The sequence below is a fragment of the Lysinibacillus sp. NPDC093216 genome, assembly GCF_050280325.1.
GTDB lineage: Bacteria > Bacillota > Bacilli > Bacillales_A > Planococcaceae > Lysinibacillus.
Map to the genome: position 1 here is coordinate 14,045 of NZ_JBNNVB010000017.1, position 12,900 is coordinate 26,944.

Annotated in this window: 12 protein-coding genes; 5 read left to right on the forward strand and 7 right to left on the reverse strand. The window is 36.4% G+C overall.

The features are described from left to right. Positions 1-71 precede the first annotated feature (71 nt). Entirely contained in the window at positions 72-551 is a 480-nt protein-coding gene (locus tag ACQKOG_RS17455; RefSeq protein WP_370081563.1) for a thioredoxin family protein, read from the reverse strand. Between the two features lie 192 nt (positions 552-743). Here ACQKOG_RS17455 and ACQKOG_RS17460 point away from each other — a divergent pair, with 192 nt between their 5' ends. Both ACQKOG_RS17460 and ACQKOG_RS17465 read left to right on the forward strand, forming a co-directional pair. Continuing rightward, on the forward strand, positions 744-3,056 hold the full coding sequence (locus ACQKOG_RS17460; RefSeq protein WP_427447631.1) for a YhgE/Pip family protein: 2,313 nt from the start codon (positions 744-746) through the stop codon (positions 3,054-3,056). A gap of 80 nt (positions 3,057-3,136) precedes the next feature. Further along, positions 3,137-3,652 carry a PCYCGC motif-containing (lipo)protein gene (locus ACQKOG_RS17465; protein ID WP_427447633.1) on the forward strand — a complete coding sequence of 172 codons (516 nt, stop codon included), beginning with the start codon at positions 3,137-3,139 and terminating at the stop codon, positions 3,650-3,652. 35 nt (positions 3,653-3,687) lie between these two features. Here ACQKOG_RS17465 and ACQKOG_RS17470 read toward each other — a convergent pair whose 3' ends face one another. Next, positions 3,688-4,227, reverse strand: coding sequence for a hydrolase (locus tag ACQKOG_RS17470; RefSeq protein ID WP_402869590.1), 540 nt, complete (start codon positions 4,225-4,227; stop codon positions 3,688-3,690). Positions 4,228-4,908: 681 nt separating this feature from the next. On the opposite strand from ACQKOG_RS17470, the gene serC reads away from it, so the two are divergent. Next, positions 4,909-5,997 carry a 3-phosphoserine/phosphohydroxythreonine transaminase gene (serC, locus tag ACQKOG_RS17475; RefSeq protein WP_427447636.1) on the forward strand — a complete coding sequence of 363 codons (1,089 nt, stop codon included), beginning with the start codon at positions 4,909-4,911 and terminating at the stop codon, positions 5,995-5,997. 281 nt (positions 5,998-6,278) lie between these two features. Here the strand turns inward: serC and ACQKOG_RS17480 are convergent, their stop codons facing one another. Genes ACQKOG_RS17480 through ACQKOG_RS17490 form a run of 3 tightly spaced genes read right to left on the reverse strand, consistent with a single transcriptional unit; the run spans position 6,279 to position 8,322 of the window. After that, positions 6,279-6,701 (reverse strand): Fur family transcriptional regulator, encoded by a 423-nt coding sequence (locus tag ACQKOG_RS17480; RefSeq protein WP_142509824.1) that lies wholly within the window; start codon positions 6,699-6,701, stop codon positions 6,279-6,281. After that, on the reverse strand, positions 6,698-7,561 hold the full coding sequence (locus ACQKOG_RS17485) for a metal ABC transporter permease (RefSeq protein ID WP_370081553.1): 864 nt from the start codon (positions 7,559-7,561) through the stop codon (positions 6,698-6,700). Before ACQKOG_RS17485 ends, ACQKOG_RS17480 begins: the two co-directional genes overlap by 4 nt. Positions 7,562-7,575: 14 nt before the next feature. After that, positions 7,576-8,322: a metal ABC transporter ATP-binding protein gene (locus ACQKOG_RS17490; protein ID WP_370081551.1), complete on the reverse strand. Its 747-nt coding sequence runs from the start codon at positions 8,320-8,322 to the stop codon at positions 7,576-7,578. Between the two features lie 233 nt (positions 8,323-8,555). On the opposite strand from ACQKOG_RS17490, the gene ACQKOG_RS17495 reads away from it, so the two are divergent. Further along, the gene (locus ACQKOG_RS17495; protein ID WP_053484617.1) at positions 8,556-8,792 is read left to right on the forward strand and encodes a Nif11 family protein; all 237 of its coding nucleotides are present in this window, start codon (positions 8,556-8,558) and stop codon (positions 8,790-8,792) included. Between the two features lie 282 nt (positions 8,793-9,074). Here the strand turns inward: ACQKOG_RS17495 and ACQKOG_RS17500 are convergent, their stop codons facing one another. Continuing rightward, positions 9,075-9,968: a deoxyribonuclease IV gene (locus ACQKOG_RS17500; protein ID WP_402869585.1), complete on the reverse strand. Its 894-nt coding sequence runs from the start codon at positions 9,966-9,968 to the stop codon at positions 9,075-9,077. A gap of 12 nt (positions 9,969-9,980) precedes the next feature. Next, positions 9,981-11,282 carry a DEAD/DEAH box helicase gene (locus tag ACQKOG_RS17505; protein ID WP_402869583.1) on the reverse strand — a complete coding sequence of 434 codons (1,302 nt, stop codon included), beginning with the start codon at positions 11,280-11,282 and terminating at the stop codon, positions 9,981-9,983. 349 nt (positions 11,283-11,631) lie between these two features. Here ACQKOG_RS17505 and ACQKOG_RS17510 point away from each other — a divergent pair, with 349 nt between their 5' ends. Beyond that, on the forward strand, positions 11,632-12,687 hold the full coding sequence (locus ACQKOG_RS17510) for a 2,3-butanediol dehydrogenase (RefSeq protein WP_402869581.1): 1,056 nt from the start codon (positions 11,632-11,634) through the stop codon (positions 12,685-12,687). Positions 12,688-12,900 lie beyond the last annotated feature (213 nt).

The window sequence follows — 12,900 nt, forward strand, 5'->3', positions numbered from 1 at the left end:
GTCCGGAGGATTTAACTAGAAATTAAAAAAAGACTGTTCAAAAATAACTTTTGATCCAGTCTCCGCTTTACTTATTTTTTTAATACTTCTTTATTTAAAAATGTACGTAAATCTTCTTCTGATAAGGCACCTACAAAACGTTGAACCTCTTTACCACCTTCAAAGTGAATGAATGTTGGTGTGTATTCAATGTTATATTTATCCCCTAATTCTCCGTATTCATAAACATTTAATTGGGCAATATCAACACCAAGCTCCTTGGCAATAGGCATTAACTCAGGTGTAAAAGCTTTACAGTGCATACATGTTGGACTGAAGAAATAAGCATTTACATCTTCACCAGCTTTTATTTTTTTTTCAAGCTCGTCAGGCAACATAATATTTTGGTAATTTTTATCATCCAATTGATCAATTGTTTCTTGTTTTAGTTCTTTGTCGCCATAAAGTTTCTCTGCGTTTTCTAATTTGCTATTGTTCGAGACTTTTGTTAGCACAATAATTACTGCAAATAACAAAACAATTACCGAGCCAATAATTAGTAGTTTTTTCATGGGAATGTGTTCCTCCTTTTTTACACCAAAAAATCCTAGTTTTAGTGTATTCGCGATTGATTATAAAGTGTTTTTAAAACCTAGTAAACTAATAAGTCTTCGGAAATAAGTTTTTCCATAATTCAAACATAATCTGGCCCAAATTTGGGAACATACATATATAATGCTCAATACGAATATGGAGTGGTTAATATGAAACACACTATCCGAAATATTTTTCAAATTTATAAAAGTGATATCCATAATATCTTAACAAACTGGGTAGTTGCTGTCATTATTGGTGGACTCATTTTTTTACCTTCTCTTTATGCGTGGCTCAATATTTATGCCTCTATGGATCCCTATGCTCATACAGCCAACATGAAAATTGCTATTGTCAACGAAGACACAGGAGCGAATGTTAGAGGAGAAGATATTAATGTCGGTAACGAGGTAGTAGACAATTTAAGTACCAATCAAAACTTTACTTGGGAATTTACCTCTCATGAACAAGCCATTGATAATTTAAAAAACGGTAACTATTTTGCGGTTATTGTTGTCCCTAGTGATTTTTCTCAAAAACTGACCTCTATAATATCAAATGTGCCTACTAAAGCGCATATCGATTATTATGTAAATGAAAAAATAAATCCAATCGCACCCAAAATTACAAGTAAAGGTGCAAGCGGACTGACGCAACAGGTTTCTAGTGAGTTTATCTCAACTGTCAGCGGAACACTTTTTTCTATTTTTAATACGGTCGGTGTGGAGATGGAAAAGGAAATTCCAGATTTTAAGAAATTCGAAAATTACATTTTTACAATCGAACATAACCTTCCTGATATCGGAACATTTTTAGCAAAAACCGCTAAAGGTGGAAAAGAAGCTGAGACTTTACTGAACCACACGATTACCCAAGTTCCTGAGGTTGAAAAATTAACAAATGATGGTCTAACAACTATCAACTCAGGCTTAAAATTGATTAATGAAGCTGATACATTGTTCAACCAGTTGTCCCCTATCATAAAAAAAGATCTAGAAACTGTACAAAATATTGCCCAACGATTTACAGATATAATAGGGAAAATACAAAATGCTAATGTAGATTCAGCTACCATTGCACAAATAAAGGATACGATTAAAAATCAACTGGATGCATCCCGTGATAAAGTAAACTCTAGCATCCAAACACTCGAAGCACTTCAAAAATTAACACAAGCTGATGCTTCGACTCGTAAACAGCTTGAAAACAAGGTGCAAAACATCCTGACGGCCCTACAGCAAAACAATTCTGAAGATGTTAAGACTTTGCTAACAAATAATAAAATTATTGAACAGCTTGAAGCTATCCGTGGAGATTTACAGGCAAATCCTAGTTTTACTGATTATTCTTTAAGCTCTTTAACAGCATTAAATCAGCTGAATACTTTATTAACGGACGCCTCAAATAAAGTACAGCAATTAAATAATATTGATGTCGAAACAATCAACAAAGATCTTGCCGATGTTCAAAATGTTGCACAAAATGCTTCTAACAATCTTCATCAATTTCTTACTAATTATAACGATCATCTAGAACCACAAATTCATACGACCTTGACTTCTGCAAAAAATACGTTAACAAATGCATCAACCATGCTAACAAAAGTAAAAAGTGTACTGCCTCAGGCTACAGATCGTTTAACAAATGCTAAAAATATGTTAGCAACAGCTAATAAGACAATTGGTACAGTACAATCAGATTTTCCTGCTTTAAGTACAAAAATTAAAGATCTTGCAGACAAACTAAGAAAATTAGAAAGCGAAGCTGATATTTCTGAAATCGTTCAATTATTGAAAAACGACGTTAACGCCGAGCGAGATTTCTTTGAGGAGCCTATTAAGCTTGAGGAACATAGAATGTTTCCAATTGCTAATTATGGAACAGCTATGACACCTTTTTACACTGTGCTTTCCATTTGGGTTGGTTGTTTATTATTAATTTCTCTTTTATCTGTAGATATTCACGACAATAATCAATATAGTATTCGCCAAATATACTTTGGACGTTTATTAACATTTGCAACTTTTTCATTTATTCAAACGCTCATTATTACAATAGGAGATATTGTTATTTTAGATGGGTCAATTAGTGCTCCTTACTTCTTTATTCCATTTGGGCTATTTATTAGTTTAGTGTTCATTACGGTTGTCTATACGCTAGTATCCGTATTCGGAAATGTTGGAAAAGCGTTAGCCATTGTTATGTTAGTGTTGCAAATTGCCGGTTCCGGTGGCACATATCCTGTAGAATTGCTACCCAAGTTTTTCCAAATGATAAATCCATTTCTTCCGTTCACTTATGCGATTGGAATGATGCGAGAGGCAGTTGGTGGTATTATTTGGTCAAAGGTCTGGATTGATCTTGCCTTTTTATCTTTCTTCTGGCTCATTTTCATTCTATTTGGTTTCTTCATGAAAAAATTACTGAGTGAGAAAATGGAACTTTTAATGAACAAAACACGCGGATTAGATATATTTCATTAATTTTTGCTAGCGCTTCTTGTAAATCCTAAAACGAACGATGTTATAATGGAAGTATTGTAAACATGTAGGAGGCGCTTTTGTTGAAAAAACTACTATCTATTTTTACTTTGTCGTTATTAGTGTTAAGTGCTTGTGTTGAAGATCATCAGGCTGTTGAAAAAAATCAGAATGAAGCGCAAAAAGAAGCTTCACATGAAGAACATGGACATGCTTCTGCTTCTGGAGATATTCAGGAGGAAACTGCTTCTGCTGATGTTTTACCATCGTTTTTAGATAATAAATCAGAAGATATTCGTTTAGTGTATCAAATTGCTGGTCAGTCTACAGAAATTTTAGAATGGATGCCATGTTATTGTGGATGTGGCGAATCAGCCGGACATAAAAGCAATTTAAACTGCTTTATTGAGGAAAAACGTAAGGATGGCACAATTGTTTGGGATGATCACGGTACTCGTTGTCTCGTTTGCCTAGAAATTGCTGTACAGTCTGCAAAAATGCATAAAGATGGTATGAGCCTGAAAGAAATTCGTCAAACAATTGATAACACATATAAAGAAGGCTATGCAAAACCAACACCGACTGATATGCCTGCATAATAACAAAAAACTCATCGTTCTGATGAGTTTTTTTGTTATTTAACGAGTCGTAACACCGTTTTAAAATGTGGATGATCTGCACGTTGTAGTAACTCGTATAAAATCATTTCCATGCTTGTTGGTAAAATCCCAAGTGCCTTCATCTTCTCAAGCCCTAGCTCTTTATTGGCCTTTGTACGAGAGGACACTGCATCTGCAACAACTTCAACCTCAAACCCTTGTTCTTTTAGCTGTCGAGCTGTTTGGTAGACACAAATATGTGTTTCGATACCTGTCACAATAAATTGAGAACGACCACTTTCCTTCATTGCATCGACAAACTCTTGCTCCTGGCATGCACTAAAAGCCATTTTAGCTATAGGTTGTTGACCTTGAATATGCTGAGCAATATCTAATGCTGTCCCACCTAAACGGCTAGGATTTTGTTCAAGCCATAAAATAGGTACCTCCAAAGCTTGCATAGCTTGTACCAGCTTGGCCACATTTTCAATCACCGCTTCACTTTCGTCAACAATTGTCGCTAACTTCCCTTGGACATCGACGACAACTAAACACGCTTCTTCTATTGTAAACATTTAAAACACCCCTTCTATCCGTATTCACAATTCATTATACCGAAAGTTACTTGGTTTATGTTGTAGGTTAGAATAATTCCCCGCCCGAAATTTGATTAGTTTTTATGTAAACCAATATTATTTTTAATATAAACCACATTTAAAACTGAATCAGTGCTAGAAATCAGTCAATGTTGGCTGCTTTTTTTGTTCCTCTCTCTCTACCTAACTATCCCTAGACTACACCTACGGAAAGCGTCCTTCTGGAGTGGAATGTGCAAGCGAGTACTTATTTAGCAAAAGAGATTTCATTTAAACAAACACGAACATTTTATAATTCTACCGTTTTAGCAACGTGTAAATCACGAAACATCAACTCATATATACACATCCATTTTCAATTTGTTCGTATTTAAAGCCAAAACGCTATTATGAATTTTAACTCAATTGTGTATATTTTGTTGCGAGCCTGTCATTATTCTGCTCGAATAGTGAGAATTTTATTTTTTCTCTTGAAAATTAAGTTATAATCCAGTAAAGTGCTTTTAACGGTCAGTATTCCGCTTAATCTATTACCTATATATATAAAGTTGCTAGATGACTATGAACTGATTGTAAAAGCCCGATAGATTCAAATTAGTAGGGACTAAAAACCCTATGATTAAGGTTTAACCTTATAAAACAAACAAGGAGTGTACCACTTTGACACAACGAGCATACAATTTTAACGCAGGCCCTTCTGCCCTACCACTAGAAGTATTAGAAAAAGCCCAACAACAATTAGTAAACTTCCGTGACTCAGGCATGTCAATTATGGAAATGAGCCACCGTAGTGCCATTTTCGACGAAGTACATAATGAAGCAATTGCTTTATTGAAAAAGCTTTATGCTATCCCAGAAAACTATGAAATCCTTTTCCTACAAGGTGGAGCTAGTCTTCAATTTACTATGATACCGATGAACTTCCTACAAGCAGATCAAAAAGCAAGCTACGTATTATCAGGATCATGGTCTGAAAAAGCTTTCAAAGAGGCTAAATTATTTGGTACGCCCGTAGAAGCTGCTAGCACAAAAGAAAATAAATACCGCAATATCCCAACTTTAGCAGACATTCAATTCAATGAAGAGGATGCCTATTTGCATATCACTTCAAACAATACGATTTACGGTACACAATGGAAGGAATTCCCTGAAACAGGTAATGTACCATTAATTGCGGATATGTCTAGTGATATTCTTTCTAAGCCAGTTGATATAAGTAAATTTGGTCTTATTTATGCAGGGGCTCAAAAAAATCTTGGTCCATCTGGTGTAACAGTAGTCATTATTCGCAAAGATTTGTTAGAGAAAGCGAATAAAAATATTCCTACGATGCTAAAATACTCAACGCACGCTGACAGCAACTCTTTATACAATACACCACCAACTTTTGGTATCTATATGTTAGGTGAAGTATTAAAATGGGTAGAATCAAAAGGTGGCGTTGCTGAAATTGCCAAGCATAATGAATTAAAAGGAAAAGTAATTTATGATGCTATTGACAATAGCAACGGATTCTATACTGGTCATGCAACACCTGAAAGCCGTTCTTTAATGAACATCACTTTCCGTGTTGCTGATGAAGAGCTTGAAAAACAATTCCTTGCAGAAGCAAAAGCAGCAGGATTTGTTGGACTTAATGGACACCGTTCTGTAGGCGGCTGCCGTGCTTCTACTTACAATGCTGTACCATTAGAGGCTTGTGAAGCATTACGTGACTTTATGGTAGAATTCCAACAAAAACATCAATAATATAATAAAAAGACGAATGATAAATCATTCGTCTTTTTACTATTTACAGAAAGAAGCCATATACCCGTATAGCAGCAAATACCTTCTATTCAATATTAAAGAAAATACATCTTTTTAAATGCCTAGCGGACATATTACCAATCTCCTTTCACTCAAAAATCATAGATTATTAGAGCGATGCGCAATAATAGTCGGGAAAGACCTTTGTACAAAAAAGGGGTGGTTCCAAATGAAACCTCACTTGGAACTACCCCTTTCTTCAAATATTGTCATGTCAGATTTTACAAAGTTTCATGCTTACACTCTGGACATTTACCATAGATCTCAAATTTATGATTTTCAATTTCATAGTCTGGCAGCTTTTCTCCAAGCATTTCCATAGGGCAGAGATTTAGCTCCTTAACATTGCCGCAATCCATACAAATAAAATGATGGTGATGATGTTCAGATTCACAATGCATACGGAAATTTCGTTCCCCAGATAACTCAGTTTCCTCCAGTATTCCTAGCTTCACAAACGTTGAAAGGTTGCGATAAATCGTATCAAAACTCATACCTGGAAAATCTTTTTTCAAAACATCTAATAAATCTCGAGCAGTTAAATATTTATCTGTTGCTGCAAACATATCTAATATTAACTCCCGTTTATCTGTTTTTTTAAAGCCGTTTTCTTTTAAAATTTCCCACGCTCTTGAAACATTCACTGCGCTACCTCCTCCCGTTTTGTAGCCATTTTAAAAACTATTTTCTTCACTAGTATTACAAGTAACAAAATTAAGATAGAAGTAACGACAATTGTACCACCGGGTGCTAAATCTAAATAAAAAGCACTGACTAAACCGATTAACACAGCCGTTTCGCCAAAGACAATTGCATAAATGATTGTTTGCTTAAAGCCCTTTGCAAGTCGCATTGCAGCAGCCACAGGTAACGTCATAAGTGATGATACAAGTAAAATACCGACGATGCGCATACTTGCAGCAATAACAAGCGCTGTAACGATCATAAATAAGAGATGAATCCAACGTGCAGGCAGACCGCTAGCTTTAGCATATTCCTCGTCGAAAGATAAAACAAAAAGTTCCTTAAAAAATATAAATAAAAAGATAATGACAACTGCAGCAATTCCTACCACTACCCATAAATCCTGACGTGATACAGCTGACACTGAACCAAATAAATAGCTCATTAAATCCGTGCTAAAGCCACTCGCAAGCGAGATAAATATAGCACTAATACCTATCCCACCTGACATAATAATTGGAATAGCAAGCTCTTCATAGTGCTTATATAAACGTCTAAGACGCTCAATTAAAACCGAACCGCTGACAGATGCCAATATGCCTAAGTAAATCGGATTTAGCATTGCTAAAGCTGTAACAGATTGACTGATATATAAGCTTCCCGCTATTCCCGCGAGTGTCACATGTGACAAGGCATCAGCAATAAGCGAAAGCCTGCGAACGACAATAAAAACACCTAATAGCGGTGCCAATATGCCAATTAATAGCCCAGAGAAAAAGGCATTTTGTAAAAATTCATAGTTAAAAATTGCTTCAATCATTATACCTTCTCCTTCTAGTGAATCTTTCTCACTGAATGGCCATACCAAGCATCAAGCGCATCATGAGAAATTGTATCAAATTCATTTTTGTAACCGTGGAAATGTATAGTTTGATTTAAACATGCTACATGACTGATACGATTCGACACTGTATCAACATCGTGTGTAACAAGAATCATTGTAATTCCCTGTTCCCGATTTAATTTCGCCAGCATATCATAAAATGACTGCACATTCTCATGATCAATGCCGACAGTTGGTTCATCCAATATTAGTAGCCTCGGTTCACTAACTAATGCTCTTGCAATAAAGACACGTTGCTGTTGCCCACCAGATAGCTCACCAATATTACGATTGATAAATGCTTCCATCCCAACAGCTTTTAATGCTTCCAATACTTTTTCCTTTGCATCTCGTCCAGGTCTTTTAAATAATCCTAATTTTTTCGATAATCCACTTTTCACTACTTCTTGGACAGTTGCTGGAAAACCCGAATTGAAGGCATTAGATTTTTGTGACACATACCCTATCCATTCACGATGCTTAAAAGTTGAACTTGGTTCACCAAATAGCTTTATTTCTCCAGACATTGGTTTTAGTAATCCTAAAATAATTTTTAATAATGTAGATTTCCCTGAACCATTCGGACCAAGAAGTGCTAAAAAATCTCCCTCTTCTACACGGAAAGAGATATTTTTTAATACTTGCGTATAGTCATATTGAAAAGACACATTTTCAATGTCAATTAATGATTTTTTCATGTATGTTCTCTTCTTTCTAATTCATAATCATTACGATTTAACAAGTTGTAAGTATATATGAAAGTACAGTTTTTGTAAAGAAAATAAGATTGCTATTCTACTGTTTTCGATTTCGAGTTGGTATAGACATTGATTCTAATACATTAATGTGAAGCTTTTTCATAGCTAGCACGACGTTCACAAGAATGATTTTTGTTTCAAGAAACTAAACAACTTTAAAAGGAGGATTAGCTTTGAGTATTCAATTTTTACAGCAATTAACACAAAGTAGTGATAAGGAAGTTGTTGCGATTGCACGTGCTGAAGGATTTGAAATTACTACTTCTGAAGTAAGAAAACTCCGTCCTTATTTGGAGCAATTCTCATTTACGTGGCTCTTTTTAGGTATTCCAAAAGATATTCTTGTAGAGGTAGAAGCTGTTTTAGGTAGAAAGCGTTCCAGACAACTAATTGCATTGTTTACGAAATAATCAATTTCTCCAGGCGTAATTGCCGCTGTCGCTTCGCTTTCGCGCAGTAAACATTTGTAGCTGACGCTTTGCTTTCGCTACAGTAAACATTGCCGCTGTCGCTTCGCTTTCGCACAGATAAATTGCCACAGGACGTGGCGTTCTTAGACTGAGTTCCTCTATTTTAGTATGTGTTTAGACACCCATTGAAATAAAGGATCGCATCAGCATTCATCTCATCACCATGAAAATAAAAAAAGCCCGAAAATCAGCAACTATACCGCTGATTTCGGGCTTTTTATTCTATCCTCTTAGAGCATCGATTAACTCTGGTTTAAACTCTCCATTACGAAGCATTTCAATTTCATGTTTATAAGGAGCCGATTTTGATTTGGCATCACTATTTAAAGCAACAAATGGTGTTTCTAAGATTTTAGGAACCTCCATTAATTGTGGATGATGCACAATATTTTTTAATGCATCAAAGCCAATATGACCAAAGCCAATATTTTCGTGACGGTCTTTTCCTGCACCACGGACATTTTTTGAATCATTGATATGCAGGACTTTGATACGATCAACACCTATTAATTTATCAAACTCATTTAAGACGCCATCAAAATCTTCTACAATATTATAACCAGCGTCATGCGTATGACATGTATCAAAGCATACTGAAAGACGCTCATTATGTGTTACGCCATCTATAATTTTAGCAAGTTCTTCAAAGGAACGACCACATTCAGTTCCCTTCCCCGCCATTGTCTCTAATGCGATTTGTACAGGGTAATCCTGTGACAGTACTTCATTTAAACCTTCAATAATCTTGGCAATACCTGCGTCTGCTCCCGCACCGACATGGGCACCTGGATGCAATACAATTTGTGTTGCTTCCAACGCTGCTGTTCGTTCGATTTCAGTTTGTAAAAAATCTACACCTAGACGGAAAGTTTCAGGTTTTTCTGTGTTCGCAATATTAATAATGTATGGAGCATGGACAACAATATTTGTCATTCCATGCTCTTTCATGTGTAGTAAACCATTCATAATATTAAGATCAGCAATTGCTTTACGACGAGTATTTTGCGGAGCTCCTGTATAAATCATAAAGGTATTTGCCCCATATGAGAGAGCCTCTTTACTTGATCCGAGCAGCATTTCTTTTCCACTCATTGAAACATGTGATCCAAGTAGCATTTAAATGCCTCCTTATTTTTTACCGCGAGCTTTTAAACGACGTTCACGTTTTTTAACTTTTTCCATTTCCCATTTCATATTACGCTTGTATCCTGGTTTTACTTTTTTCGGCTTACGCACTAATGCTTTTGCTTTCGCATCGATTTCATTTTCATGCTTCACACGGTTTTTACGTGCATGGCGATCCTTTAGTTCAGACCATTCGCCATCTTTTACATCTTTTTGAACAAATGGAATACCCATTTTCTCAACACGTACTACTGCATCCTCATCTGATGGCTCAAACAACGTGATAGCAGTTCCTTTATTCCCTGCACGCGCTGTACGTCCCACACGATGAATAAAGAATTCTAAGTCCTCTGGAATTTCGTAGTTAATGACATGTGAAATTCCTTGAATATCGATACCACGTGCCGCAAGATCTGTTGCAACGATATATTGATAGTCCAATTCTCGAATTTGCTTCATCATCTTCTTACGATCACGTGGACTTAAGTCACCATGTATTTGACCACAGCGAATCCCGTTTTCATTTAAGTAGCCAGCAACGTGCTCTGCTGTTTTACGTGTGTTAGTGAAAATTACCGCTAAAAACGGATTGATTCCTTCAATGACTTCCAACAAACGTTTGTTACGTGATTTAGAACGCACTGGTACAAGCACAAAGTCAATTCCTTCTGCGACCGGGCGTTTATCGTTCATATGGACATGAACAGGTGCTTCCATATATTTTTTTAAGAAAGGCTGAAGCTTTTCTGGAATTGTTGCTGAGAATACAAACATTTCAAGGTTTTCTGGCATTTGGGAAGCAAAACCATCGATTTCCTCTATAAAGCCCATATCGAAGGCTAGATCTGCCTCATCGACAACTAAAATTGGTGCCGTATGCACAAATAACGCTTGCGCTGAAACGAGATCACGAATACGTCCTGGCGTTCCGACAACAATTTGTGGTTGCGTTTTTAACTTATCAATGGAGCGTTGCTTGTCCGTACCTCCAATAAATAGTTTCGCTTGAATAGTTGTTCCTTCAATTAATTGATTTAATGCATCAAAAATTTGTTGTGCAAGCTCACGTGTAGGTGACGTAATAACAGCTTGTACTTCCTGCTTGTCAGCATTAATTCGTTGCACAATAGGAATTAAAAAACTATGTGTTTTTCCCGTCCCTGTATGCGCTTGTCCGATTGCACTCTTTCCTTTTAATAGTAGCGGAATGATTTCCTTTTGAATCGGCGTTGGTTCTGTAAAGCCAAGTTTTGCAATTGCGTCCTGCAAAAATGGCTGAAAATTATAATCAGTATATTTTGACATAATTCGTTCCTCCTAACATCTTTCCCATTGTATCATGATTCAACTTTTAGGTATATTAACGTCCTATTATCTAAAGCATGAACATAATTGTATATTTTTATCATAGCTGTAGCGAAGCCCTTATCAAAGTTACTCGAAATACTGTGAATATGCAATAAAAAAAGCGCTAACCTTTGTTTTTTGATACACTTTATATTTATTATTTTGTCGACAAGCGGATAGCACTATAATGCTATTGGAAAAATCCAAGAATTAGTATTTTTTATGTCAATTTATTGTTAACTAATGCTTTGAAGAATTACCATATGTTACGATAAAAATGTAAGATACTAGAGGAGGTTGACTTATTATGAAAGCAGCAAGATGGTATAAAGCAAAAGATATCCGTGTAGAAAACATTGAAGAACCAGTAATTTCACCTGGAAAGGTAAAAATTAAAGTACATTGGACAGGGATTTGTGGTAGTGATTTACATGAATACGCAGCTGGCCCAATATTCATTCCTGTGGAACAACCTCACTATGTCAGTAAAGATATTGCGCCAATTGTTATGGGACATGAGTTCTCTGGTGAAGTAGTAGAAGTTGGCGAAGGCGTTACAAAGGTACAAGTTGGAGATCCTGTCGTTGTAGAACCTATTCTTGCATGTGGCGAATGTGCTGCTTGTAAAAAAGGGAAATATAATATTTGTAAGCACCTAGGATTCCACGGTCTTTCTGGCGGTGGCGGAGGTTTCTCTGAATATACAATGGTAGATGAAAAAATGGTACATAAAATGCCTGAGGGGCTTTCCTATGAACAAGGTGCACTTGTTGAACCAGCGGCAGTAGCATTACATGCAGTTCGTCAAAGCAAACTAAAAGCTGGCGATACAGCAGCTGTCTTTGGTACTGGGCCAATCGGTCTTCTTGTAATCGAGGCATTACGTGCAGCTGGAGCAGCCGAAATTTATGCGGTAGAGCTTTCCGCAGAGCGTGCTGCTAAAGCATTAGAACTTGGCGCTACGGCCGTTATTAATCCTAAAGATGAGGATGCAGTAGCTCGTCTACATGAATTAACAAATGGTGGCGTAGATGTTGCATTTGAAGTAACAGGTGTTCCTGTAGTATTACAGCAAGCTATTGATTCTACAACATTTGAAGGAGAAACAATTATCGTTTCTATTTGGGAAACTGAAGCTTCTATTCTGCCAAACAATATCGTACTGACAGAGCGTTCTGTAAAAGGGATTATTGCTTATCGCGATATTTTCCCAGCCGTTATGGAATTAATGAAACAAGGTTACTTCCCTGCTGAAAAACTTGTAACGAAACGAATTACTCTTAATGAAGTCGTAACAGAAGGCTTCGAGGCACTAATGAAAGAAAAAAATCATATTAAAATCCTTGTAAATTCACAAGCTTAATTTATTTATAGCGACAGGTAGAGAAAACTAAGAAGCTTTTCTCTACCTGTTTTTATTTGTTAAATTTTTATCCCCCTATTGCTCATCATAATAACGTAGGGTTGATTTCCGTTCCGACTGGGCGATTTCCTGGGGGCGTCCGATGAGCCACTTCGCTTCGCTGCAGGGTCTCATCTGTGACGCTGATCCCCGAGGAGTCGCCCAGCCTCCACT

Coding starts and splice junctions, on each gene's coding strand:
- ACQKOG_RS17485 (WP_370081553.1), bottom strand. CDS start 7,561: ATGATTGAAGCAATTTTTAACTATGAATTTTTACAAAATGCCTTTTTC.
- ACQKOG_RS17490 (WP_370081551.1), bottom strand. CDS start 8,322: ATGAAAAAATCATTAATTGACATTGAAAATGTGTCTTTTCAATATGAC.
- ACQKOG_RS17455 (WP_370081563.1), bottom strand. CDS start 551: ATGAAAAAACTACTAATTATTGGCTCGGTAATTGTTTTGTTATTTGCA.
- ACQKOG_RS17500 (WP_402869585.1), bottom strand. CDS start 9,968: ATGCTACTTGGATCACATGTTTCAATGAGTGGAAAAGAAATGCTGCTC.
- ACQKOG_RS17510 (WP_402869581.1), top strand. CDS start 11,632: ATGAAAGCAGCAAGATGGTATAAAGCAAAAGATATCCGTGTAGAAAAC.
- ACQKOG_RS17460 (WP_427447631.1), top strand. CDS start 744: ATGAAACACACTATCCGAAATATTTTTCAAATTTATAAAAGTGATATC.
- ACQKOG_RS17505 (WP_402869583.1), bottom strand. CDS start 11,282: ATGTCAAAATATACTGATTATAATTTTCAGCCATTTTTGCAGGACGCA.
- ACQKOG_RS17470 (WP_402869590.1), bottom strand. CDS start 4,227: ATGTTTACAATAGAAGAAGCGTGTTTAGTTGTCGTCGATGTCCAAGGG.